The organism is Nostoc sp. (assembly GCF_036917975.1).
Lineage (GTDB): Bacteria > Cyanobacteriota > Cyanobacteriia > Cyanobacteriales > Nostocaceae > Nostoc.
The window spans coordinates 37,665-64,109 of record NZ_JBALEJ010000107.1 but is presented as its reverse complement, the minus strand read 5'-3'; the positions used below and the strand labels follow the sequence as shown (position 1 = coordinate 64,109).

Sequence of the window (26,445 nt, the reverse complement as noted above, 5' to 3'; positions counted from 1 at the left end):
TTTCTTGCCATTCATACACCACATATTCTATGCGTTCTCTAGTTTACCTGAATATCTGACCTTCTCTAGCAAACTTTGCGGTTCTAGTTTTTTTTGGGGTTAATCAACAGAAGCGATCGCTCCGGCACTGGAAAAGTTGGGATGTTTAAATTCGTCGCTACTTATCTAAATTGGGAAGTTATGAATATGAATGAGACTGATACACCTTTAGCTGCGCCCGTAATTGGGCAATTTCAGTCGTCATATCTAGCACCATTGCCGCTCCGACTAAGTTTAGTCCCAAATCTCGACGCAAGCGTTGAATCTGAGCAATTCGCGCAATCTCGCGGGAATGCAGCAAATCACCGATGGGTTCGATTACGCCTAACTCAACATAAAACTTCACCAGCGTCATCGAAGTCTTAGTGATTAACGCAGCATATTCAAAGCTGTAAAGTTGCTCACCTTCGAGGGAAACCACGGTTTTTGAAAGGCTGAAAGTCATACAATTTTGGATTTTGGATTTTGGATTTTGGATTGACCCACAGATAAATCTAGGGGCTTGAGAATTTTAGATTTTGGATTTTCGATTTATTCCACAGATAAATCTGCTTGCTCTTTAACACTAAAGAAATATTGGTCATAATTTAATTTCCTCTAACTGGGTACGTGGGTTAAAGCTAGTATTTGCCTGGATTTTTTCGTAGTATTCTTGTTCGATCGCACTCAGGTTTTGCGGCGTGACAATCTGAAGTTTGGCAAATAAATCACCTCGTCCCCCTTTTGGCAATGTCCAGCCTTTGCCGCGCAGTCTGAGCGATTGCCCCGATCGCACCCCTTTGGGAATTTTCATTGTCACGCTACCATCGGGGGTAGGGACGCTGATTTCTGCCCCCAAAACCGCTTCATCGGGACGAATGGGAATGTCACAAAGGAGGTTATCGCCCTCAAATCGATAGAAGGGATGAGTTAAGACCTCGATAGTTAAATATAAATCGCCGCGCTGTTGAGAGAACGGACTAGGAAGACCTTTACCCTTGAGCCGAATTCGACTACCTGGTTTTGCACCTGCGGGAATACGGACGTTGATGGTTTCCTCGTCGAGTTGCAGCCGTTTCTGGACACCATGAAATGCTTCAGAAAATGTGAGGGCGATCGCAGCTTCTGTATCCGGTGCGGGAGCTTGAGAACGAAATCCCCCATTAAAATCATCAAAGCCACCACTAGGGGTTTTACCTCTCGATCGACCCAGCAAATCGTTGATAAACGAATCAAAATCGCCGTACTGATCGAAATCGCCTGTTGCACCATTAGTTCCGTTAGGTGGCGGTGCTTCAGTGTAACCAGGGTGATTCCAGTGCTGACCAAAGCGATCGTACTTCTGCCGCTTCTCTGGATCGGAGAGTACTTCATTCGCTTCATTTAGTTCTTTGAACTTTGTTTCTGCATCTTTGTCTCCAGGATTGAGGTCAGGATGATATTTGCGGGCAAGCTTGCGGTAAGCCCGTTTGATTTCTTCAGGGGTTGCGGTTTTGCTTACTCCCAAAATGGCATAGTAGTCTTTAAAATCTGTTGCAGTTGGCATCAGTTACCTCTTGATGAAAAGAAGTGAGGTTTAAAACCTCGCCCCTTGTGGGTGGCTTGATTCAATTGCGAATTGCGAATTGCGAATTGCGAATTGCGAATTGGTTTCATTGCGGGTTATTCTGCGGTGGGTAGTAAGTCTTCAACGACTGGCAACGGGTAAAGCTGATAGTGTGAGAGGAAATATAAATTCCTGCATAGGTCAGGCTGCGTTAGTCGTAACAGACTTTTTGATGTTTAATTGGTCTACCGATAGATTGCATCATCGATTGTGGCTCGGAAAAATTCGCCCTCTGACTCAAACCGCTCAGTGCCAAAGTACCATCCAATTCGCAGACGAGTCGGAATAGTGTAGCCAGAGAATGTGCGTTCTTCCTCCATAATTCCACCGAAGTCAATATAATGAAACTCAGAGCCATCAAGGTTATTCCAGCGTGGTAACTGAAAGGTTTTAAGCCGACCCGTTTGCTCGATGGTGAAATCTAGTTCGGCTCTCTCACCTTGCACTAAAAAACTAGAATGAAGATGGGATGAATCCGTTGTTCTCCATGACACATCATCACCACAAAACACAGATGGCAAACACACTGACTCAGACTGAAGACGACCAACCGCAGACCGCGTAATATCGGAACCAGTCGCGGTCATGACAGGGAAAATTCCTAAAAGCTTCCATTGCATTGCACCTACACCGTCTATAATTCGATCCGATCCCACAATTGGCAAACCGTTCATCCATGCCGTAGCACTCCAAATCAGTCCATGCTCCCAGCAAATGACTTGCTCTGCTTTGAATGGAATCCAACTTTTTAATTTGATTTCGCCGTGCATCTGCAATCTAACCGCAGATGCGATCGCAGTTCTAGGAGCGATCGCGTGTTCGAGATATCGTCTTGCTGCTTTTGGCAAGTGAGCGAATTCGTCTGAATGAAATACACGATCCTTAGATGTCGCTGAATCCCATAGCGTATTGAGAGAAATCTGTTTAGTCATCATTGCCTCAAGTATTTTTAATTCAGAATTTGATAAATTGTGATGATAAAAATAATTATGAAAATAGATGTATAGATCGACTTAGTATATTTGGCTAACCAACTTGGAAGATAAATATCAAAATTGTCATTTTGGGAATTTGAATATTTTCGGGCAAGCAGATTTAATGGGCAGTGTAATTGAAATGTTAATAGGGTTAGCCCTTCTATAAATACAAATCCATAACCCAATACGGTTCAGTTAAGGATAATCGTAGGTTGGGTGGAACGAAGTGAAACCCAACAAACCCGCGAAAATGTTGGGTTTCGTTCCTCCACCCAACCTACGCATCTGAGGGAGCTAAAATGTCTTTACTTTATTTCAAGTACCTACTTGTATTGGTGTTTTTAATTTTATTAATTTTGTCAGTATTCTTCATCTCATTGATTGAGTCTAATTAATAAATCTGGCTTTTGCTATCATCGTGACAGGCAATTGTTTGATTTCCTGAATGAATTGATTGAATACGATACAATATGTAACTAAAAATGCACAAGTCCATCATTTTTGTAGAAATTAATCAATTGGTCATTTCATCTCTTCGTTACAAAACAAGGCAAAAGTTAAAAGTTAAAAGGCAAAAGAAAGAAAAAGAAAAATGGTTTGAAAGCGAGTGCGTCTCCAAGAGTTGCCCCTAAATTTATGGAATGAAATAAAAACATTTATTTCGAGACGCGTAGCGCGTTCGCCTTTGGCGTCTCGTAGAGAGAAATAATACATCCTTAATCATTTCCCCTCAATTTATTTATGGGGATTATCTTTTTACTTTTTACTTTTTAACCTTACTTACAATTTTATTACTAACCATCTATAGCGGTTTCCATTCAGATATTTAGGTACTTCAACACGATATTTGGGTACTTCAACACGATATTTGAGTACTTCAACACGATATTTGAGTACTTCAACACGATATTTGAGTACTTCAACACGATATTTGAGTACTTCAACACGATATTTGGGTACTTCAACACGATATTTGAGTACTTCAAAACGATATTTGAGTACTTCAAAACGATATTTGGGTACTTCAAAACGATATTTGGGTACTTCAACACGATATTTGGGTACTTCAAAAAGATTGGTGGATAAATCCCGCACTGTGGTTTTTAACCTATTTCAAACTTCAGTCAAAATCAAGTCTTCTAGTTTGAATATGCTCATGGTGTTGCGGCACCGACAACATGGCTTCAATGTGAGGATTTGCCCATTCTGCGGCTATTTTCAGAAAATCAGGATCGTCATTGACACAATCGAGCCGTGTGTAAGTCACCGTTGGATATTGACGCTGCAAATATTGAATTGCATCTTCGACATCGAGAATAGTTTCATAATTATCTGTCACCCAGCCGAGGGGTTTAAATAGAATAGTTTGGGCACCTGCTGTAATCAAGCTTTTGGCGGCTTGTTTCAAATCGGGCTGTGACCAATTAATGAAAGGTGTGTCATGATTTACCCAGCCGATGGAGATTAGGGGATATTGATGCTGTAACTGTGCTTCCACGCCATCATAAAGGGCTTGTCCATCAATCTCCCCAGTTAATAGTCCTTGCGCTTTTTCTGGGCCACCGTGAACCGTTAAGACAATCCCAATCTGAGATTCAAAAAAGCGACCAACAAATAGCTGATTCAGAGTTTCCTTAATGCGACGCACCATTAAATCAATGTAGTCAGGCTCAGTCGCAAAGGCTGGAATATATCGAATTGCTTTGAAGGTCGAATGTTGAGGCTGATTTACAGATGCAGTTGCAGCAATCACTTCATTGACTTGCTCGACAGCTATTTTGCCCGTAAATGCAGAATCGACCACAAGCATTGGATAAATTAGCAAATTCTGAAACCCTTGCTCAATGATATTTGTTACAACTTCTTGCACAAAGGGTTGACAGAAATAAAATCCTTTGAACACTTGCACCTGATTTCCCCATTGGTGTTGTAACTCTTCTTCGATACCAAGACGTTGTTTTTCAAAAATCTCATTTTCGGGCGACATGAAATGATCGTGCTTGACTCCAAAATTGTACAAATCTTGAAGTGCGAGAAACCAACCAGCAAGAGGGTATAGCCATTCTGGAATGGGCACAAACTGAGATGCAATGTACTTAGTTGCAGCTTGGTTGTAAACACTCAGAGCGCGGTAAGATTGCACCTCACCATACCCTGCAAGCAAAACTGCAACGCGTTCGCTATTTTGGGTTCCGACGGGCTGCGTCGCTTGAGATTCGTGACTAATAATCATTGCTTTAAGCCTAAGTAGATTGTTTTCTAGAAGTACGCTGCAAACGAAGCCACATAAAAATTCCAGTAAAAAGTAATACGAGCAAGCCGAGAGCATTCAGGAAAGGATAAATTACTTCTAGATTAAGGATTCCAAAGTCTCCTTTGTGCCAATGTAATAACCAGTGAAACTCATCTTTTTTGCCTGCTAAATCAACAATCTGATAAACCGTTCCTGTAATGGTTGTCAGCAATAAAGGTAACAACATAATTGGCGCAAGCATGAGATGAAGATGGCGAATATCTTGAAAATATTGGCTGTTATTTTTGGCGGTTGTCATAAAATAATTCCCTTAATGCGCGGGCTGATGAAAAATGAGTTCAGGCTAAAAAATTACCACGAATGGAACGCCCGCATCTATGGCGTTTTTTCAATTGATGGGCTTCCATTACATGTGAGAACATCACCTAAAATGGCGATCGCTTGGCAATAAACAGCCTTTTGTTTAACATCATACACTCAGCCCGTTCAGCCATTTCTTTATACGTATTTTCTCTCCGCTAAAGTGTGCTATATTTTACTGTTTTCTCATGAACATCATTAGAATAGCGATCGCGGTTGTCCACCTAGAACTAACAACTTGCTCAATTTCAGGCTCAATAACTCTCATGCTGATCTCCTTTTAAATTTATATAAAAAATTTGATGGATCAATGTTGTACAAATTGTGGTATTAATTTGCGATTTCTGATAAGAATCTAGCCTTGGCTTAACCCAAGTTCTTCAATACTTTCAGCCTGCACTGTTTCAGGCTCAACTATTTCAGGCTCAACTGTTTCAGCCTGAACTGTTTCAGCCTGCACTGTTTCAGGCTCAACTGTTTCAGGCTCAACTGTTTCAGGCTCAACTGTTTCAGGCTCAACTGTTTCAGGCTCAACTGTTTCAGGTTCAACTGTTTCAGGTTCAACTGTTTCAGGTGGAACTATTTCAGGCTCAACTATTTCAGGCTCAACTGTTTCAGGCTCAACTGTTTCAGGCTCAACTGTTTCAGGCTCAACTGTTTCACCAGGGTTCCCGGCTCTATCCATACTTCCGCCCAAGAGGGGCTTTGCTTCTAAGATAAAAATATTTCCGCCAGGGAGTCTGCGATCGCGAATCATGAAGGCAGTGGTTGCCAAAGAGCCGATACCACCACTCAACAGATAAGCATTAAATTCCTTAACCATGTCAATTGACTCCCTGACGAGTTTAGTTTAACTAGCTTGTAGCTGGCAACGTCACTAATCCGAACCGCTATCATCACACCGCTTGAGTTCTGTCTCTTTTTCCTCGAATTGAGCTTTCAGTTTTGCCCGATACTCATCGAATTCTTGTTCTTTAGCGTCTAGTTTTGCTTTCGCTTCATTAAGTTGAGATTCAATCTCAATTTGATTTTTTTTCGTTGCAGATTGAATACTTTCCCTCAGCGATTTTACCCGTTCTTCAACCGCTTCTAAATTGTCATGAAGATTTTTGGTAAAGTTATCAATTGCAGTACTCATGATAATTAGCTCTAGTATGTTGAATTTATAAAACAGGAGTCAGGAGTCAGAATTCAAAATTCAGAATTCAGAATTCAGAATACTCTACCCATAAAGGGATAGAGTTTTAAGGCGAGAATATTTTAATTTTTTTCGCCCACCATTCCACTCGCTTTTAACCAATATTCATTACCCACTCGTACAGAATTCATACTGAATTCTGACTCCTGAGTTCTGAATTCTTCTTATAAAATATGGCTAGATCATCGTCAAGTTAAGATGTAATATCAGCTTGTTTTTTTTAGCCGTACATTTAATATTTACAAATTTGTCCCCATATAACCTCTACCTTTTGAACGTTTTAGTAGAAATTATACAATTCATACACTATTTAAACCATTTTAAAAAAATATTTCCTATTGTAATGAATTTCTATTTGATGCTTTTAATAAGACTTTCAGCACTATATTTAGACAACAATATTGCATTGTTTTACCGCAACTCTAAACCATAATTAACAATTCAAAATTCAAAATTCAAAATGACGCTCGCTGACTCGCTAACAAAATTCAAAATTAAAGAGATTCCAGACGGGGATTTAGCGAGAAACGCGGTCTTGGGGAAAGCCCAAGTGGAGCGATTTCTCAAGACAAACCCCGACTGAAATGGCTGCTACATGTAGATTGCAGGGTCTTAGGGAACTCCAAGAAATAAATTATCCAATATTGTGGGGTGGGCATCTTGCCCGCCATATAAGCTGGGCGGGCAAGATGCCCACCCCACAAGAGTTAATTGAATATTTTTTTATTTGTCAGTCCCTTAAACCCTTTAATTTACGATAAAGCGTATTCTAATTAGTCAGGAGTTTTTGGGCATAGGGAAGAAGTTACCAATGCCCACCAATGCCCCAAGCGATGGGGTGACTATCCCTCTACAGACACCAGGAGATGGAGTTTCCCGTCGCTTTCAATAAACAGATCCAGCAATCATCCCAGCAAGTAAAATAAAACCAATCCACACATTTTGCCGAAACATCTGACCATAAACAGGATTAGGTAAGTCTTGCTGTCTTAATCGTAGAGACTGCCAAATCCAAGCAATAGTAGCAACAGCGAGGCTAATCCAGAAGGCTAAGTGCAGATGTATAACTACGCCTAACCAAGCCAACAATAAGATTGTGCCAGCAAAGAAAATTCCAATAGCGAGAGGGGCATAATTCCCAAAAAATAGGGCGCTAGAATTAACACCAATGCGGCGATCGTCTTCCTTGTCGCTCATAGCGTAAACAGTATCAAATCCTAATGTCCACAGAACAGTTGCGCCCCAAAGTAACCAAGTTGGTTGAGAGATGGTTTGTGTGACTGCACTCCAGCTAATCAATACCCCAAAGCCCCAAGCGATGGAAAGTACCAGTTGTGGTACAGGAAATACCCGCTTTGCGCCTGGATAAAGCAGAATTATAGGCACTGCTGCCACACATAACCAGAAACTCAGGGGGTTAAGATAAAAGGCCAGGACTGCTGCACATGCTAGCGATACGATCGCAACTACAATCCCAACTTTCACAGATAAAGCACGAGAAGCGAGGGGGCGATCGCGTGTTCTCTCCACTTCTGGATCAATATCCCGATCCCACAAATCATTGACAACACACCCAGCCGCACTTGTGGCCAAAGTACCCAATATAATTACACCAACCAGAGGTAAGGGCGGTTTCCCCGAAGCTGCCAAAAACACAGCCCAAAGGGCAGGAATCATTAAAATTAACCGTCCTTCTGGTTTATGCCAGCGCAAAAGCCGGATAATTGTAAGCCAAGTTGGTGACTGGGGGCGTTCTGGCGTAGTTAACATAGTAGTTGGGAGTGGGGAGTGGGGAGTGGGGAGTGGGGTATGGGAAGTGCGGAGTGGGCATTGTGTATTTATGATTGCCTACTAAGAAAACTTTTCTCTAGTCCCTACTCCCTACTCCCCACTCCCTAGTTCACACATCTTTACATCTATAGAATAACTTTATTTGTTATTTGTAAATACATAACCGAAAGTGGCAACTTTAAATACCTTTAAATAGTCACTAGGTTAGAAGCAGTAGGGTGAATATACTTAGCTCAATTTTCCTTGAGCAAATTGAGTTTCGATTACTAAGTATTTTTTATTTACTCAGTAATCAGCTTCAAAAAGTGCGTTGTAATAAATATCAGTGCCAGCTACCCCGACATACCATCGTTTGCCATCATTTCTTAATAAAGAGAGAAACCTAGATGCTGAATTTAGTTTCGGCTAGCTGGGAGAGTGTTCCAACTCAACCACCTAAGCAACATCGGATTATTGCTGCCATTGACTTGGGAACAAATTCTCTACACATGGTAGTAGTCAAGATTGACCCCACACTACCAGCTTTCAGCATTATTGCCAGAGAAAAAGAAACTGTCAGACTTGGCGATCGCGATCTCACTACTGGGGAACTCAAACCGGAGATAATTAAAAAGGCGATCGCCGCTTGTGGACGTTTCCAAGAAGTTGCCAAAACTATCAACGCTGAAACTATCATTGCGGTGGCAACTAGTGCTGTGCGAGAAGCCCCCAATGGAAAAGATTTTTTGCACCAAATAGAAACGGAGTTAGGTTTAAGCGTTGACTTGATATCTGGTCAAGAAGAAGCGCGACGAATCTATCTTGGCGTACTATCGGGCATGGAATTTCACAACCAGCCCCATACCATTATTGACATTGGCGGTGGTTCCACAGAATTGATTTTGGGTGATAGTCAACAACCGCGTATTCTCACCAGTACAAAAGTTGGTGCAGTGCGACTCACTAGCGAGTTAATTACCACTGACCCCATCAGTAACACCGAGTTTCAGTACCTCCAAGCTTATGCACGCGGAATGTTGGAACGTTCTGTAGAAGAATTGTTAGCAAACCTAGAATTTGGGGAATCTCCGCGTTTGGTGGGTACTGCGGGTACAATTGAAACCCTGGCAATAATTCATGCACGAGAAAAGTCGGGTGTTATTCCTTCTACTCTCAATGGCTACCAGTTTAGTCTTAAAGACTTGCAAGAGTTAGTAAATCGCTTGCGGAAACTGAGTAATTCTGAAAGGGCTGACATACCTGGGATGCCAGATAAGCGGGCTGAAGTTATACTCGCGGGTGCAGTTATATTGCAGGAAGCAATGACCCTTTTGGGTACTGAATCGGTAACAGTTTGTGAGCGTTCTCTGAGAGAGGGCGTCATCGTAGACTGGATGCTAACCCACGGTTTAATTGAAGACAAACTGCGCTACCAAAGTTCAGTTCGGGAACGAAATGTTCTCAAACTCGCTAATAAATACCACATCAATTTAGAATACAGCGATCGCGTGGCAAAGTTTGCCGAGAGTTTATTTGATCAAACTCAAGGTATTCTACACCACTGGGGATCTGACGAGCGACAATTGCTGTGGTCAGCAGCAATATTACACAATTCCGGTCACTATATCAGCCATTCCTCTCACCATAAGCACTCTTACTATCTAATTCGCAATGGAGAATTACTCGGTTATACAGAAACCGAGATTGAAATCATCGCCAATTTAGCGCGTTATCATCGCAAATCGCCGCCCAAGAAAAAACATGAAAGTTACCAGAGTTTGCTGACTAAACACCAGCGACAAATGGTCAGTCAATTGAGTGCAATTTTAAGATTGGCAGTGGCGTTAGATAGACGACAAATTGGTGCGATCGCTCAAGTGCAATGTGAGTATTATCAACAACTTCGGCAGGTCAACTTGCTAATTTTCCCATCTAAACCTGATGATGATTGTGCTTTAGAACTCTGGAGTTTAGATTATAAAAAAGGAGTGTTTGAGGAAGAATTTGGAGTGAAATTAGTAGCGACTTTAGAAAAGTCTGGCGTTGCGAACTTGTCTTAGAAAGTAGGGTGCGTTATAGCTGTTCTCATTTACGTAAGGTACATCCGTAGGGGCACGGCCTGCCGTGCCCCTACACCTTGCGAAACGTTGTACCCCATCTGAACGGGAAATGCTATAGGCAGAATATAAAAGCTTGAGGTAAAAATCAGATTAAATTTATCTAGTAACAGTTCAAGGTGGTATAGTGAGCAAACAATACCACCTTGAAGAAAACTTTTTATTAGAATATCTATTTAATTTTGACATCCTGCTTAAGGATGAATTTATAATTTACTTAAGACGCATTTAAAAACAAAAAATAGTAATTATAATAGAGTTAACAATCTATTTTATATAGGTTATGTTGCTATTGGATATCTAAGCCGGGAAAACTTAGATATCCTTATATAAAATTTCAATAAAGCAGGCTCAATTGTTCGGTTTTATGCAATGGAGAATGCTCATACAGTTTTGCTTTACTAATGATAGAAATACGTTGGTATCGCGGTTCTCATTCACGTGAGGTACACCCGTAGGGGCAATACTCTGCGGGGAGCCGCTCCGCGTCTACATGAATTGCCCCTACAGCTGGCGATATAATTTAGTCTGTGGAAGGGATAGGGATGCAGAGGTAAGCGCAGAGAATTCGCTATAACACCTGAGTATTATTTCCTTCTCTCCAAGATGCTATGCGATCGCAAGCCCTACATAATTCGGTAAGATTGGGTAAAGCAACTTTTGCGCTTGTTAAACAAAGGCATCAGCAAACCCATGCAACTGAAACTCAGTGCATCTCGACTTCCCTTCGCCCCACTCCTGTTAATCGCCCCCTTTTTTCTATGGGGAACGGCAATGGTAGCCATGAAAGGAGTGATACCCCATACCACACCGCTATTCATGGCGGGAGTGCGTTTGATACCAGCAGGGGTGTTAATTCTGATTGCAGCAGCATTCATGGGTAAACCCCAGCCGAAAGGTTGGGCTGCATGGCTGTGGATTGCCTTATTTGCCCTAGTCGATGGGACGCTATTTCAAGGCTTTTTGGCAGAGGGATTAGTCAAAACCAGTGCAGGGTTAGGGTCTGTAATGATTGATTCACAACCCTTAGCTGTTGCATTGATGTCGTTGTGGTTATTCCAAGAACACATTGGTTTTTGGGGATGGCTGGGGCTAGGCTTGGGAGTCACAGGTATTAGTTTAATTGGTTTACCTGATGAGTGGATTTTACATTTTCTCGACTCAGGCGCAAATATTACAATAGGCAACTGGCAAGATTTGTTTGCTAGTGGTGAGTGGTTAATGTTGTTAGCAGCGCTATCAATGGCAGTGGGAACAGTTTTAATTCGGTTTGTGTGCCGATATGCTGACCCAGTAAGCGCTACGGGATGGCACATGATTTTGGGTGGATTGCCACTATGGGCAGTTTCATCAGTTGTGGAATCCCAGCAGTGGGAGAATCTAGGAGGATCTGATTTAGCAGCTTTGAGTTATGCTACCGTATTTGGCAGTGCGATCGCCTACGGTTTATTTTTCTACTTTGCCTCTAGTGGCAGTCTCACTAGTCTTAGTTCCCTCACCTTCCTCACGCCCGTCTTTGCGCTACTATTTGGCAATCTTTTTCTATCAGAAGTCCTTAGTCCGTTGCAGTGGATAGGAGTATTTCTCACTTTAATCAGCATCTATCTAATTAACCAACGTGATGCTTTAGCAGGACAAAACGACACCATTACCGTCGGCGAAATAGCTAATATACAGCAACCAGTTTTAGAAAAATCTGCTCAAAAATTGAACCCCATAAGTCTAGTAGTCAGAGAATCTGAACCAGAAACTTTACCCTAACTCGTTAAAATAATTCGTAATGACGCTCCTACGGACGCTCGATTACTCGCTAACGTAATTCGTAATTAAGTAGGAAGATGAAGGAGATGAGGGAGAACACCCAATCCCCAATCCCCAATCCCCAATCCCCAATCCCCAATCCCCAATCCCCAATCCCCAATCCCCAATCCCCAATCCCCAATCCCCAATCCCCAAAAATAACAGTTAACATTTGGTCATCAAGAAGCTATTGTGGTATCGAAGACTTCAAAAGCACGTTTAGGCTAAAACTTGCAATATGAGGCTATGCCGTTCCTCAATTCTGATATTTACCTGTTTTTCTTGTGTGGGTTTTTACCCAAGTCGCTCAAGTATAGCCACACCTAACCTAGCACCTAAAATTTTAGAACTTGCACAAGCGAGTTCGATAGTTACTGCTAGTCCGGCTGTTTTGAGATATGGTAGTCGAAAATCAGATGTGCAGAGACTACAAACCCAATTAAAGCAGTTGGGATACTACAGTGGTGCAGTAGATGGACAGTACACTACCAGTACGGAAATCTCTGTAGCTAAATTCCAGAAAGCAAAGGGTTTAAAAGTAGATGGTCTTACGGGTCTGGAGACTAGTAGAAAACTGCAAGCTGCTTTGGCTACCAAAAATCAGATTATCACCTCTCCAATATTTGCCTCTCCTATTGCAACTTCTAAACCAATTGCAAAACCCAAGCCAAGGGAGAGAGGTTTTGTCTGGTGGTTAATATTTGCCATCGGAGTTATGGGATGTATAGGCGCACTTTTTTACCTGCTGAGATGGTTTCGTCAGGTCAAACATGGCAATTTAACCAAAGTTCAAAAGTCCGAAATATCTAATACTAAAAGTTTAAGTGAAGCTAATAAACAACCGATGACACCATCCTCACCAGAGACTATAACTAACCCACAAATAATTACGCCACTACCTCCCCCACAATTGCTGCTACCAGAAAAAACTTCCCGTCTTGCTAAACTCAACATCGTTGACGAATTAATTCAAGACTTACGCAGTTCTGACCCCACGAAACGGCGCAAGGCTATTTGGGATTTGGGTCAGCAGGGAGATTCGCGGGCAATTCAACATCTAGTTGACCTGATGATTGATGCTGATTCTCAAGAAAGCAGTTTAATTTTGGCAGCTTTGGCAGAAATTGGTACTCGCATACTCAAACCGATGAACCGTGCTTTAGCAATTTCAATCCAAGACGAAAGCCCACAGGTGCGGCAAAATGCGATCCGTGACCTGACACGCGTTTATGACATGATGGGTCAAATGACTCAGATGTTGCGCCATGCACTGGAAGACCCAGACCCAGATGTGCAAGCAACAGCACGATATGCTTTAACTCAGATGAATCGAATGCGTGGCTTGCCAGAACAACAAAGTCTACCGGAAAATTCAGACAAAGATTCACCAGAATAGAATAGAAGTCATTCGATTTTAGATTTTAGATTTTAGATTTTTCCTTCAATCCAAAATTTAAGATTTGCTGAAAAAGCACCTTTGTTGCCACGTAAAATTTAAAATTGACAGTGGAGTAAGTTTAAATCTGCTGTCAGCCTAAAAATATTTTAACTGGATTTGGATATTGGTATTCGGGCCTGCGACTAAAAATGCTGCTTCGCTAAATTTGGGCGCTCTGGTGCGAATTTCTGGGTTGTTGGAAAATCCAAAGCCTTCCTTTGGTATACCTAGAATATTGCGATTAAGAATGCGGTCATTATTTTGATCGTGGAAGACAGCAACAGCGTAAATACCTGCTTTCAAGTTGTCAAAGGTAATTGTGAAGGGATTGTCAGTAATTTTGGTACACTGCTTTTGTAAGACGCGATCGCGATCGCTAGGAAATCCTTCACTGCTTGCAAATATACTTGCACAAACTTGTCCTTCTTTATTCCTCAAGCCATCTATTTCTACAGTAAGTTTGCCGTTAAAATTTGCCTTGGCACTAAATGACCATGCCAGATTTCCCAGAACTGCTAATAGTAGCAGACTAACTTTCAATTCTTTAACCATAAAATTTTCACAGAATAAAATAAGTTTTGCTGAAATTAAGTTTTCACCTGTATGAAGAGCGCGCAGACTCATCCTGACATTATTCAGTCAATACTTGCAAGCATCTAGCCATATTTCATCTCTTGGCACATCTGTAAATATAAATATTCTTTGGAAATATTATTCAGAAATTATTATATGTACTTTCTAAAACAGTCACGTCGCAACTCTTGGAGACGCTGCGCGTAGCAAGATCCCGAAAGGGGTACGCTCCGAATTCAAAATGACGCTCGTGACGCTCGTTCGCCCTTGGCGTCTCCCCTTGGGAGAAGACTCACTAACGCTTTTAGCGTCTCCCCTTCTCCCAAAGGGAGAGGCTAACGCTCTTAGCGTCTCCCCTTGGGAGAATCTTTTTGTTCCCAAAGAAAACAAAATTTTCTCAATCCCCAGCCCCAATCCCCTGTTGCATTTGTAGCTAGTCTGGGAATAATAAAGACTACTCATGCTGACACACACACCGCTAAACAAAAGCTGTTTAGCTTGATTTTAGAGATAAATTCGGGTATGAACCATCCTAGATTCTTAGATAACCCTGCGCCAAAACAAAACACGCAGCAGCAAAACTTCTGTCTAGCGTTTCTGCATCAGATAATCAATGGCATATCTGACCCAATTTTTGTCAAAGACCGTCAACATCGCTGGGTATTACTTAACGATACCTACTGTGATTTTGTCGGTTATAGCCGAGAAGAATTAATTGGTAAGTCAGACTATGATTTTTTGCCGCAAACGGAAGCTGATGTGTTTCGGGAAAGAGATGAACTGGTTTTCACCACAAATATTACTAATGAGAACCAGGATATTTTTACTGATGCTCAGGGTATAATCCATCTCATCTCTACAAAAAAGTCTTGCTTTGAGGATGAGACTGGTAATAAATTTCTGGTGGGTAGTATTCGAGACATCATTTTACAGAATGAAGTCGGTGAAATTCTCGGTGTGAGTGGCAGAGCTAGTAATGTTACTGAACAAATACAAAATAGTGAGGCACTTCGGGAAACCCTCGAAGAACTCCAGATAGTTGAAGAAGAACTGCGCCAACAAAACGAAAAATTAGCGATCGCTCACGAAACGGCGGAATTAGAGCGGCAGCGTTACCAGGATTTGTTTGATTTGGCCCCAGATGCTTACTTGGTGACTGATGTCGTCGGCATCATCAAGGAGGCTAACTATGTAAGTGGAGCCTTACTGTCTGTGAGACAAAACTATCTCATCGGTAAACCATTCATCCTCTTTGTCGCTGAAGCAGACCACCAAACTGTCATGGCCAAATTGGCAAATTTGCAGCAGGTGCAGGATTGGGAAGTCCATCTAAAGTTACGAGTAGGTACAGTTTTCCCTGCTAGTATCAAAATGGTTGCTATGTATGATTCACAGGGTCAGCAGGTCGGCTGGCGTTGGTTGCTTCGAGACATCAGCGAACAGCAAGCTATGTTGCGCTTACGCCAACAAGCAGAGAAAAACCTACACCGCACTAATGCTTTACTCCAAGCTCAACAAGAAGCTTCCATCAACGGAATTCTAATTATTGATGAAAATCGAACAGTTATATCATCCAATCAGAAATTCTCCCAGTTATGGCAAATTCCTGCCGCACTACTCCAAACACGCGATGCTCGTCAAATTATGACATGGGTGCTAGACCAACTAGTAAATCCAGACGAATTTATCGCTAAAACAGAATATCTTTACCAGCATCCAGAAAAAAGCAGCCGTGATGAAATTTTCCTGAAGTCTGGAAAGATTTTTGAACGCTATTCTGTACCCGTGCATAAACAGCTAGGGGCTTGTGATGACATATCACCTTTAGGAGACTATTACGGTAGAATTTGGTATTACCGCGACATTACCGAATACAAGCAAGCAGAGGCAGAACTCAGGGCTTCACAGCAAAAACTAGCATTGCTGATTGAGCAAACACCTTTAGCCATTATTGAATGGAATACCAAATTTGAGGTTCAGACATGGAATCGGGCGGCAGAAAAAATCTTTGGATACACCACAGAGGAAATGCTGGGGAATTGTTTTGAGGTCATAATACCTGAAAATGCCAAAAAGCACGTAAATGAGATTATCACCGCCCTGCTAACGCAACGCGGAGGAAGCTTTAGTATTAATGAAAACATCACTAAAGATGGCAAAGTAATAGTTGGTGAGTGGTATAACAATCCGTTAGTGGCTCCTGATGGGCAGGTGATTGGCGTTGCTTCAATGGTGTTAGACATCACAGAACGCAAACGCGCCGAAGAGGAACAACAAAAATTTGTCGCCTTGATTGAAAACAGCAGTGACTTTATTGGCATTTCTTCAATGGAAGGGCAAGTTACTTATGTAAACCCAGCCGGACTCAAAATGTTGGGACTTAGTAACTTGGAAGCAGCCAAAACAAAGTCAATAGTTGATTTTCATTCACCAGAAGCTGTTGACGAGTTTCAGCAACAAATTATTCCTTTGATGTTCCAACATGGTTTCTGGCAAGGCGAGTTTCGCCATAGACATTTTCAAACAGGTATAGAAATTCCCACTGATTGCAGCCTGTTTATAGTTAAACATCCTGAAACAGGAGAGCCTTTTTGTCAGGTAGCTGTTGCTAGAGATATTACAGAACGTAAACAAGCCAAAGAAGCTCTCTTAAAGTCAGAAGCACAACTCCGACAACAAGCCGAAGAACTTAAAGTTGCACTCCGGGAACTTCAACATACCCAGACTCACTTAATTCAAAGTGAAAAGATGTCCAGCTTGGGGCAACTAGTCGCAGGAGTGGCACATGAAATCAACAACCCGGTCAATTTTATCTATGGCAACCTCACGCCTGCCCAGGAATACACCCAAGATTTATTTTTACTTTTAGAACTCTACCAAAGTCATTATCCTAAACCTGTACCAGAAATTGAGGATTTTGTAGAACTAATCGAACTGGAATTTTTGAAATTAGATTTGCCACAAATAATCAACTCAATGAAAGGTGGGGCCAACCGGATTCGAGAGATTGTGCTTTCCCTGCGAACTTTTTCGCGCTTGGATGAAGCCGAAATGAAAGCTGTTGATATTCATGAAGGAATCGACAGCACTCTGATGATTTTGCAAAGCCGCCTCCAGGGTAATGACCAATGCCCAACAATTAAAATCATCAAAGAGTATGGCGAACTACCCCTGGTTGAATGTTACGCTGGGCAGCTAAATCAAGTATTCATGAATATTTTGACAAATGCGATCGATGCTTTAGAAGAGGGAGTGGGGAATAGGTATGAGGGAGACAAGGGGGATGAGGAAGACAAGGGGAATAAACAATGCCCAATGCCCAATGCCCAATGCCCAATTCCAACAATTTACATTTGCAGCCAACTACAAGAGCCAAATCTGGTAATAATTAAGATTGCCGACAATGGATTAGGAATAACAGAAGATGTTCAGAAGCAACTATTTAATCCTTTCTTTACCACCAAGCCCATCGGCAAAGGTACAGGGATGGGACTTGCCATCAGCTATCAGATTGTCACACAAAGACATGGCGGTTTCTTAGAATGTATTTCGCAGCCAGGACAAGGCGCTGAGTTTGTGATTAAGATTCCCTTGAGCCAGGATACTTAAGAACTGGAGTTTGGACTAATTTGGATTCAACCAGCAATTAAGAGAATAGCAAGACAAGGTTACCCAACTTCCTGGAGAAACTGAGTCAAGTTGAATCATGAGAAAATCAGCCGAAACTAAGCAGCAGTTGAGTCAGCTTTGTTAAGTGATTCTTCGGCTTTAGCTTTTTTAGATGCGCGTTTTTTGACAGTGGGATAAGTTGGAGGAGAGGGTGGTCGATGCCCTGGGGTGCGACCAGATGATTTCCCACGGGTTTTGGGAGGAACAGACCGAGTGCCAATAGCAGCCAAAATGAGGGGAAATGCTTGTGCCACACGCCCTGGAGATAGTTTATCTTGAGTTGATTGCCTTGGCGCTAGCCTCTCCCTTTGGGAGAAGGCAATGGGGAATCAATACAGGCAACTCTTGCGAACCAGAGTTGCCAAGTTAGCAGGGGCATCAGGTCACTCCATCTTTTGGATCTTCCACTGTCAAAGTCTCATCTGTCTCTGGCCATGTTTAGGGGTCGTTGAGCTTAAACTTGTTACCATGCTTACGTGGCGCACCTCTACCCTGATAAGCACCAGGTTTACCCCATAGGTGTAAAATAGAAGCTAAGTTATTTTATATTTACCACCCTTAGAAGGATTCAGCCAATCGCAAGCATAACCTTTGGTTTCGGCTAAAAATTGGTTCCAGGGTATCGGTTTGACAGCATCCTTGCTTTCGTAGACGATTTTGAATAAACCATCGTCTCTGACTTCTCCAATCCGCACGAACTTAGATAGGTGGTGATTGACGTTTATAGTGACTTTGCCTTCAGGCGCATCGAAACTTTGACCGTAAGCCACAGCTTTCACCTTTTCGAGATGATCAGCCGTTTTCGCTTTCTCAACCGCTTGCTTCCAGAGATATACCATAATGTAAGCGGCTTCCATCGGGTCGTTCACAACGCGATCCGATCCATATTTCGCCTTGAACGCTTGCACAAACTTTTCGCTTGCAGGGGTTTTCACGGTTTGAAAATAATTCCAAGCTGCGTAGTGACCCAAAAGATAGTCAATTCCAATCGCTTTGACTTCTTCTTCCGCAATGCTGACAGACATAGAAGGATATTTATCGGGATGTAAACCAGAGGCTTGTAATTCCCTAAAAAATGCAATGTTAGTATCTCCATTTAAGGTATTGTAGATAACACCTCCATTTGGTAAAGCTTGCTTAATTTTAGCGATCGCAGGCTGGACATCGTTACTGCCCAGAGGAATGTAATCTTCGCCAACGCTTTTACCCCCATTAGCTTTCAGTTGCGCCTTAATGATACTGTTAGCAGTACGTGGAAAAACGTAGTCAGAACCAATGAGAAAGAATTCTTTGCCTTTATGCTTGAGCAACCAATCAACCGAAGGTTCAATCTGCTGGTTAGGAGCGGCTCCCATGTAGAAGATGTTGCTAGAACACTCTTGCCCTTCATACTGCAATGGATACCATAGCAAGTTATTGTTTGACTCGAATATCGGAAGTACAGCTTTGCGGCTTGCCGAAGTCCAGCAACCAAATACCGTCGCTACTTTGTCTTGTTCAATCAGCTTCTTCGCTTTCTTCGCAAAGGTAGCAGGGTCAGAGTTCCCGTCTTCTACAATTGCTTCGACTTGTTTACCTAGCACACCACCAGCTTGATTAATCTCTTCAATTGCTAATCGTTCGGCATCAACAACACTCTTCTCACTAATTGCCAAACTGCCGCTAAGTGAGTGTAAAATCCCAACTTTGATCGTCTCTCCAAAACTAGTAAATGCTAACAGAGAAGTTTTCCGACTACTGCTTGTAGAAGGTTTGCTGCTACAAGCTTTCAGAAATAGACCAGAAGCCACAATGGAGCCAAAAATAATCAACTTCCGCCGACCGAACAATTTTGTCATAAATTGGTGTTATCTAGCTTGTAGAAGAATTCAGCCGGGATATCTCCAAGATGGGAGACTACGTATTTAACTTGATCTACTCATGTTATAAATTTACCAAATCCTGCCACTTGTTTGATAATATTTGACTGGTTTTACTATTTGGCAATATTCGTCATCTGATTAATTATGGAGGCTATTGAATGAGAATTCCTAAAACTTTTAATATGTTGATCATAATGCTTCTCTCCTTAGCGGTTGTGGTTCTGGCAGCGTTAACTATTCCTGTAGTTCTGAATCTGCCACGGGCAATGGCGCAGGATGAAGATGCCAAAACTGCACAAGGATGTACAGATGCAACCTTAAGAGGCGCTTATGCCTACGAGATTATAGGTCAAGATGGCACTACGGCTCCCTTCCTTCCTTTTGCTGCGGTGAGAATAGTCCAATTTGATGGCAAGGGTAATTTGCAAGGGAGTGGCTTCCGTGTTTTAGCAGGTAATACTGCACAGACTAAGGTTACAGGTACTTACAAAGTTGAGCATGATTGCACAGTCAATTTTGACATTGGGGTCTTTAAACTTGATGGCACCAAAGTCGATCAAGATACTCTATTTGGTGTGATTGTTGAGCAGGGAGAGAAAGTTCGCGCACTGATCACAAAAACTGATATTCCTGGGACTAACTCTGCTCTATTTGAACGAGTAAAGATCCGTAAGTAGATTGATGAGCCGCTTTCAATATTGCCAGGACTGAGGCAAATAATAGCTGAAACCCTGATTTTTAGCTGTAGGGGCAATTCATAAATTGCCTCTATAGCGTGTAGTTTTGTATAAGTCCTAATTACGATCGCCAGTTAATTATTTCTTATACTCCAAGTGATCTCAAAGGTTCCAATTCACAGTGAAGAAAAACAAAACAATACCAGCCATGCACCCGACATATAAGAAAGGATAAATTTTACGGAAGGTTACATTGATTCGTTTATATAGCATTTCTTGTTTTGTTTCATTTAAATAGACGATCGTACTAGACGTGATTAAACTTAAGAGCAGGGCGAAAACGGTAATACCAAAAACTGCATCGGTCAAAGTAATGTAATTTACAGCCGGAATTTCTTTGGCTAGACTTAGTTTGAGAGCGATTGTCGTCAGGATTAGCGTTAACGTCCCACCCAATCGCGGAGAGGCATAAGAGGCAGTTTTGGCTGGGTCAATCCAGGTTACAGCAGCAGAAGCAACAAAAATGATAAATAGCGGCAGAAAAAAGTTGAAAATGATGTATTGCGGTTTATGCTGAACGTCAATCGATACAACTATTTCTGGAAAACCGAGTTTGGAATCAAGACGATTAAGACCTTGCGTGCGAGCATCAATATTTTTAATTAACCAGCGTCCAATAATCTGCTTTGATGGGTCTGGGGAAGGAAATTTAAACTCTTGGAGATCGAATGTGACATTACTGCGATCGTCAAGGGCAGAATCAATAGCTAGGGTGAGTGTTTCGTTACAGAAGGGAAAAGTGTGGACATCTGCATCAAATTTCACAATATCATTAAACTGTTCGTATACTCTCACCCAACCGTTTGGAGCAACATAGACTGAGCGATTTTGTATTTCTCGTGGCTGAATTTCATGACCAATTGTGAAACTTGGTGACCAGATTTTTCCCAAAATAGACTTGACATCATCACCATTAAATTTTAATGAAGCATTTGTTTCTTTACTATTGGGGGTGAAACCCAATCGACCATCTTGCCATTCTAGAAGGACTTCCGCTGCTATATTGTATGTTTTGTCAGGCAGGCTAATTTGAGATATGGTGTTTAACGCCACATAAACGAAAACAATCGTTGGTTTATAAGGACTGGGTTGGCGCGTCGAATTTGATAGTTCAGCTTGCAAAAAATTATCTGCTGGTTTTGTTTGAGCAAACTGTTCAGTGATTTGGCTGACAATCTCCACTTCTGACTTTGAATTTGATAAAGCAATACGATTCCCCCCTTCCATATTCAATGCATAGGCTTGGTGGGTATAAGCAATGATACACCATACTATTGTTAGGACGCAGACTAATATAAATTGGCAAAATACAAGTCTTTTCATTTCTAATAAATAACTACATACTGACTACTATTTGGGAACCATTCAGGGTGTGTGATAAGCAGAAAATTGAGATACTAAACAAGTCTTGAATTGCACTTTGTACCATGCGTTGCTATGACAATAGTTGACTTCATATTATATAATAGTCAATCAAAGATTATATAATGGTTAACCGCAGATTATGCAATTTTTGCGCCCTATACGGTTAATTTGTCCGGACAGTCGAAATTCTCTGGCAGTATAAAGGGGAGCGCCTACCAGTTTAACTTTTTACTTTTGCTTTGTTCGGTCAGCTAAATACTTCCACTGCTTCAGGAACTTTCATTTGGTCGAGAATTCCCCAAATTTCCTGTAACATCGGCTCTAATCCGGTGCGAGTAACTGCTGAAATCACAAAAACCGGGGCGTAGGAGAGATGATTTAGTTGGGTGGCTAACGCCTCCAAATCGACAGTTTCCCGATCGACTGCATCAATTTTATTCAGTGCCAAAATTTGCGGACGTTCTGCTAAACCCTGTCCATAAGCTTTTAATTCTTCCTTGATTGTGTTGTAATCTCTAACCACATCATCACTAGTGGCATCAATCAAGTGAAGTAGCACCTGTGTCCGTTCGATATGGCGCAAGAAATCATGCCCCAGCCCAGCCCCGTGAGCCGCTCCTGCAATTAGTCCGGGAATGTCGGCGAAAACAGTACCATCGCCAGTAGGTTTCCGCACTACACCCAAATTCGGGATTAGGGTTGTGAAGGGGTAGTCTGCAATTTTTGGTCGTGCTGCTGATAAAGATGAAATTAGAGTAGATTTACCAGCGTTTGGTAAGCCAATAATCCCCACTTCTGCCAAAAGTTTTAATTCTAGGCGCAGCTGCTTTATTTCCCCTGGTAATCCGGGGAGGGCATATTCTGGGGCGCGGTTACGGTTACTCAAGAAATACTGATTTCCTAGTCCGCCTTTACCACCTTGGGCAATCAGTAAAGTCTGCTGAGGTTCAATTAAATCCCCCAGCAATTCACCAGTTTCAGCATCATAAATGGTTGTACCGCAGGGAACTTCGATCATTAAATCCTTTCCTGCGGCTCCAGTGCAGTTTTTTGGCCCGCCACGAGTACCTTTTTCTGCCTGAAAATGATGATTATATCTGAAGTCCAGCAAGGTTTGTAGGTTTTCATCGGCAACGAAAAATACCGAACCGCCTCGCCCCCCATTACCACCAGAGGGGCCACCAGTGGGCACGTACTTCTCTCGCCGGAAGGCGACAATACCATCGCCACCTTTGCCAGCTTCAACTTCAATTTTTGCTTGGTCGATAAATTGCATACTTAAATAAGAGTGAGGAGTTAGGAATTGGGAGTTAAAAATTATAACTCCTCACTCTCCACTTTAACTAAATATATGCTGAAATATCTTCACCACATTTGTCTGCTAGATAAGAGAGGGCACGAAAACGTAAGCCTACCATCTGCTCATACAAGGGGTTAATTTTACACATCGGTGGGATATGCACAATCTTGCGTCCAAATAAGATGACATCCCGCTCAAAGGGACATTGGGAGGGAATCATTTTACACAAAAAGCGCGCTACTCTTGGGTCTTGGATATCTAACCTATCAAGCCAGTCACGCAGGGGGTGTAGTGCATTTATTTGACGCTTTGTAAGTCCAGTTGTGGGGGTGATTTGCTCTGGGTGTTCTAGGGTGTGGCGAAGGGCTTCCAGGAAATTCTCTGGCTGTTCTAAGGCTTGGCAGAACTGTTGCAGAACTTGATCTTCGCTGGGAGAATAAGTACCATCTGCGATCGCTACCATCACTGCTGTCCTTAAAAAATTTTCCGATGCTGGCGTGCCTTTACCCAACACTGCGGCTAATTCTTCTGGCGTAATTACCTCTAGTGAGTCCCATTTAATCCCAAGAGCTAATTCATCTTTAGTGATGCTGGCAATTAATTCCTGTTCTTGATCGTCAAAATTACCATCTGCCCAAGCAATGGTTAGCAGTCCACGCAACCAAGCGGCAATCTGTTCGCTGCTGTAGGGGGATTGAACGGTACTTGTCATAAACTCACGTCTCAAGCTTTCCTCAGTCACTACTACGCTACCCTAACCAGTGACTATGAAGGTAGTGGGAGGAGCAGAGAAAATTCACAATTCAAAAATAAATAAGATTCAAAACTGGAATTTGCGTTACACAATGATGGAAGTTTGTCAGGATACAAATCTGCTTGTTACTTCCTCCTCTATTGCAATCCTATCTGATTTTCACGAATGATTTAGGATTGCTATATTAGGTTAATTCTCAGCAATTAAGGTATACATAATGTTTTTCTTTGGCATTGAGCATGAAGTCGCTTTCTTAAATAAAGAAGGAAAATTTGCTGATTTTTCCCATATAAAATTTGCTGAGTTAAATCAAATTATTGAAAGGCTACCTATATACCCCAGCGACTATCCTCAATTACGTGTTGGTGATGCAGGAATTAAGATGAAGAGATGGTATATTGAGGGATTTGAAAGATTTGCAGATTCCGATGAGGTGATAGACTGTCATGTTAAAGGTATTGAAATTAGAACAACTATCCATTCTCATATTCAAGGTGCTATTACTGAATTATCAGAAAGTTTTCGCTTACTACGTGAAGTTGCTGCTGACTTTGGGTTATCACCAGTTTTGGTTAGTTTCAATCCCTACAATCCAGCCTTTGAGCCTCAACCACCGTTAAATAATTATGAAATCAAACAGCTAGAAGCCTATCCTGACGAACAAACTGCTAATATTCACATGGTATCTTATGGGCCAGATTTAAATATTTCAGTGGCAGATTTGTCTATAGAAAGTGTGATTGATATTGGTAGAAAGTTAACTTATTACAGCCCATATATTGTCCCTTTTAGTTATAGTTCTCCTTTTTATCAGGGAGGTTTATGGGATGGTTTATCAGTGCGAACATTTATCAGAACTGGAAAAAGACCAGCAACTTTAGTTTTTGTTCAGAAACAGGAACAACTGATTAAGAGCATACCTTCTTTGACAAAAATCGCCCGCATTCCAGCTGAAGTAGGACGTATTGAATTTAAGGCTTGTGATAGTTGTGATGATTTTTTAATCTATGCGGCTTTGCTGACATTATTGAAAGGCTTGGTTTTAGATGAAACTTTGCTGGGTAGAGCAACTGTACCTGATGCTGCATTACATCAACTTTCTGCAAAAGAAGGCTTTGACAACGAGGATATTTTCGCAAATGCGACAAAAGTCTTACAAGCAGTCGAAGTCGCTTTGGGAGATGATTCAGATATTCATTATTTAACACCACTAAAAGTGCTATTGGCAAAGCGAAAAACAAGATCCCATGAATTAATAGAAATGTTCCATCGCGTAAGTTCAATAGAAGAGGTAATAAGGCAGACTTATCAACTTTAAAGGAAAGTATTTTTTGTATAAAATAATACTTTAGAAAAAGTGTCTCAGGTGCATATTCCTTAAAGCAATAGGTTTGGGTTAAGGATTTTTAGTACTGATTTTAGACTTTTAGAGACGCAAAGCTTCGCCCTATCAAGCTAACGCGTCTCTAGGAGGGATTTTGGGTTTAACTGAACCGTATTAATCCAAAAAAGTTCGTTGATTGGATAAAGTTGAGCTAACTGAACATCAATAGCAGAGCCATTAAAGATTAAGTCGATATACCTAGAGATTGATTTTATTACAACTAAAGATGTAGTAAACTTCATTCTAGAGATTGATGCAGACATTAGCATTCTCAAAGTAGAAGTATAAACATGGAACCTGAAAAGAAAAGCTTAAATTTGAACTTCAGGTTCATTTTCAAGAACTTCTAGATTGAAGCGCAGCTGACAATATTTATTATTGCTCAAATTGCTAAATAAAGGTATGTGCTTCGCTCTTTCGGTGAAAGTTCTGCGTTGTTAAAGCTGTTAACGAGGATTTCAAATGAAGACTATTGCTTCTGTTTTATCTATTTTCCGTCCAGTACGTTTTCTAGTCGTGGCTTTTACTTGTGCCCTAATATTATTCTCTAATGCTTTTCCTGCTTTTGCAATCGATAGCTACCAAAGTAAGCCTACCGAAGGTACTACACAATTACTTGATATTCAGCGCAAAACTGACGAAGCTGCTAAAGAACCACCAGCGGGACTGGAAAAGGTTCAAAAGGAGTCTAACAAAGGACTTAATGAGGTTCAGGGAGATGCTGATATTGACCAGCAAAAGAATCCTGGAAATTCGCAGACCGCAAACTCAGTAGAAGAAAATGTAAAGAATTTGTTGGATAAAGTTACAGGTAAGAAATAGAGTTAATACCTTGGTAATTTGTCGGTAGTAATGGGTGATTGCGTAAAAGCGATCGCCCATTATTATTTGTTAGACACTTAGGGAAAATATTATAGATACTTTGGGGAGTTTTGCTTACAACTGTCTTATTCGACTACTATATTAATAAGCTGTTACGTATATAACTTGCATTATCACGGCGCTCATGTTGCCCACCCCACAATCATATTGAAAAAATATTAGTGCAAATTAAAGGCGCAACAGCTTATCACGATTATTTGAAAAAAAAATAAATACATCTATCTTAATTGTTAAAATTGCCATTATCTGAATAGTACTAATACAACACGGCGTAAATAAGCTACCCATTCAAAATCTATGAAATGCTTACGCTGTATTGTTTTTGAATTTTAAATTTTAAATTTTGCCTTGCGGTACTACCTATTAAGACATAGGTACAAC

General features: G+C 41.4%; 22 protein-coding genes. 7 read left to right on the top strand and 15 right to left on the bottom strand.

What is annotated here, in order from left to right; translation table 11 throughout:
- Positions 1-178: 178 nt before the first annotated feature.
- From V7K76_RS32780 to V7K76_RS32740, 9 genes are all read right to left on the bottom strand, one after another.
- Positions 179-484, bottom strand: coding sequence for a chaperone modulator CbpM (locus V7K76_RS32780; protein WP_334775162.1), 306 nt, complete (start codon positions 482-484; stop codon positions 179-181).
- Positions 485-619: 135 nt separating this feature from the next.
- Complete coding sequence (locus V7K76_RS32775) at positions 620-1,564, bottom strand: DnaJ C-terminal domain-containing protein (protein ID WP_334775161.1); 945 nt, start codon at positions 1,562-1,564, stop codon at positions 620-622.
- 245 nt (positions 1,565-1,809) lie between these two features.
- Positions 1,810-2,559: a DUF6920 family protein gene (locus V7K76_RS32770; RefSeq protein ID WP_334775160.1), complete on the bottom strand. Its 750-nt coding sequence runs from the start codon at positions 2,557-2,559 to the stop codon at positions 1,810-1,812.
- Positions 2,560-3,381: 822 nt separating this feature from the next.
- Positions 3,382-3,696, bottom strand: a complete 315-nt coding sequence (locus tag V7K76_RS32765) for a hypothetical protein (protein ID WP_334775159.1) — start codon at positions 3,694-3,696, stop codon at positions 3,382-3,384.
- Between the two features lie 25 nt (positions 3,697-3,721).
- Positions 3,722-4,834, bottom strand: coding sequence for a ferrochelatase (locus tag V7K76_RS32760; protein ID WP_334775158.1), 1,113 nt, complete (start codon positions 4,832-4,834; stop codon positions 3,722-3,724).
- Positions 4,835-4,844: 10 nt separating this feature from the next.
- Positions 4,845-5,153, bottom strand: coding sequence for a hypothetical protein (locus V7K76_RS32755; RefSeq protein WP_334775157.1), 309 nt, complete (start codon positions 5,151-5,153; stop codon positions 4,845-4,847).
- 417 nt (positions 5,154-5,570) lie between these two features.
- Positions 5,571-6,038, bottom strand: coding sequence for an oleate hydratase (locus V7K76_RS32750; protein ID WP_334775156.1), 468 nt, complete (start codon positions 6,036-6,038; stop codon positions 5,571-5,573).
- Positions 6,039-6,092: 54 nt separating this feature from the next.
- A complete protein-coding gene (locus V7K76_RS32745; RefSeq protein WP_334775155.1) occupies positions 6,093-6,353 on the bottom strand; it encodes a hypothetical protein in 261 nt (86 codons plus the stop codon).
- Positions 6,354-7,298: 945 nt separating this feature from the next.
- Entirely contained in the window at positions 7,299-8,183 is an 885-nt protein-coding gene (locus V7K76_RS32740) for a 4-hydroxybenzoate solanesyltransferase (RefSeq protein WP_334775154.1), read from the bottom strand.
- A 407-nt stretch (positions 8,184-8,590) separates the two neighbouring features.
- Between V7K76_RS32740 and V7K76_RS32735 the strand changes: the two genes are divergently transcribed.
- From V7K76_RS32735 to V7K76_RS32725, 3 genes are all read left to right on the top strand, one after another.
- Complete coding sequence (locus V7K76_RS32735) at positions 8,591-10,243, top strand: Ppx/GppA phosphatase family protein (RefSeq protein ID WP_334775153.1); 1,653 nt, start codon at positions 8,591-8,593, stop codon at positions 10,241-10,243.
- Positions 10,244-10,993: 750 nt separating this feature from the next.
- The gene (locus tag V7K76_RS32730; RefSeq protein ID WP_334775152.1) at positions 10,994-12,061 is read left to right on the top strand and encodes a DMT family transporter; all 1,068 of its coding nucleotides are present in this window, start codon (positions 10,994-10,996) and stop codon (positions 12,059-12,061) included.
- Positions 12,062-12,338: 277 nt separating this feature from the next.
- Entirely contained in the window at positions 12,339-13,496 is a 1,158-nt protein-coding gene (locus V7K76_RS32725) for a peptidoglycan-binding protein (RefSeq protein ID WP_334775150.1), read from the top strand.
- Positions 13,497-13,634: 138 nt separating this feature from the next.
- On the opposite strand, the gene V7K76_RS32720 is transcribed toward V7K76_RS32725, so the two are convergent.
- Positions 13,635-14,090: a DUF2141 domain-containing protein gene (locus V7K76_RS32720; protein ID WP_334775149.1), complete on the bottom strand. Its 456-nt coding sequence runs from the start codon at positions 14,088-14,090 to the stop codon at positions 13,635-13,637.
- A gap of 543 nt (positions 14,091-14,633) precedes the next feature.
- Between V7K76_RS32720 and V7K76_RS32715 the strand changes: the two genes are divergently transcribed.
- Positions 14,634-17,720: a PAS domain S-box protein gene (locus tag V7K76_RS32715; protein ID WP_334775148.1), complete on the top strand. Its 3,087-nt coding sequence runs from the start codon at positions 14,634-14,636 to the stop codon at positions 17,718-17,720.
- Between the two features lie 116 nt (positions 17,721-17,836).
- On the opposite strand, the gene V7K76_RS32710 is transcribed toward V7K76_RS32715, so the two are convergent.
- Both V7K76_RS32710 and urtA read right to left on the bottom strand, forming a co-directional pair.
- Complete coding sequence (locus tag V7K76_RS32710) at positions 17,837-18,034, bottom strand: hypothetical protein (RefSeq protein ID WP_334775147.1); 198 nt, start codon at positions 18,032-18,034, stop codon at positions 17,837-17,839.
- A gap of 279 nt (positions 18,035-18,313) precedes the next feature.
- The gene (gene urtA / locus V7K76_RS32705; protein WP_334775145.1) at positions 18,314-19,618 is read right to left on the bottom strand and encodes an urea ABC transporter substrate-binding protein; all 1,305 of its coding nucleotides are present in this window, start codon (positions 19,616-19,618) and stop codon (positions 18,314-18,316) included.
- Between the two features lie 182 nt (positions 19,619-19,800).
- Between urtA and V7K76_RS32700 the strand changes: the two genes are divergently transcribed.
- Complete coding sequence (locus V7K76_RS32700) at positions 19,801-20,319, top strand: hypothetical protein (protein ID WP_334775144.1); 519 nt, start codon at positions 19,801-19,803, stop codon at positions 20,317-20,319.
- Positions 20,320-20,481: 162 nt separating this feature from the next.
- Here the strand turns inward: V7K76_RS32700 and V7K76_RS32695 are convergent, their stop codons facing one another.
- The 3 genes from V7K76_RS32695 to V7K76_RS32685 form a co-directional block, all read right to left on the bottom strand.
- A complete protein-coding gene (locus V7K76_RS32695; RefSeq protein ID WP_335030390.1) occupies positions 20,482-21,561 on the bottom strand; it encodes a hypothetical protein in 1,080 nt (359 codons plus the stop codon).
- Between the two features lie 430 nt (positions 21,562-21,991).
- On the bottom strand, positions 21,992-23,020 hold the full coding sequence (gene obgE / locus V7K76_RS32690) for a GTPase ObgE (protein ID WP_334775142.1): 1,029 nt from the start codon (positions 23,018-23,020) through the stop codon (positions 21,992-21,994).
- A gap of 67 nt (positions 23,021-23,087) precedes the next feature.
- On the bottom strand, positions 23,088-23,756 hold the full coding sequence (locus tag V7K76_RS32685) for a Mo-dependent nitrogenase C-terminal domain-containing protein (RefSeq protein ID WP_334775141.1): 669 nt from the start codon (positions 23,754-23,756) through the stop codon (positions 23,088-23,090).
- Between the two features lie 259 nt (positions 23,757-24,015).
- Here V7K76_RS32685 and V7K76_RS32680 point away from each other — a divergent pair, with 259 nt between their 5' ends.
- Positions 24,016-25,116, top strand: coding sequence for a glutamate--cysteine ligase (locus V7K76_RS32680; RefSeq protein WP_334775140.1), 1,101 nt, complete (start codon positions 24,016-24,018; stop codon positions 25,114-25,116).
- A 528-nt stretch (positions 25,117-25,644) separates the two neighbouring features.
- Positions 25,645-26,004 (top strand): hypothetical protein, encoded by a 360-nt coding sequence (locus tag V7K76_RS32675; protein ID WP_334775139.1) that lies wholly within the window; start codon positions 25,645-25,647, stop codon positions 26,002-26,004.
- Positions 26,005-26,445 lie beyond the last annotated feature (441 nt).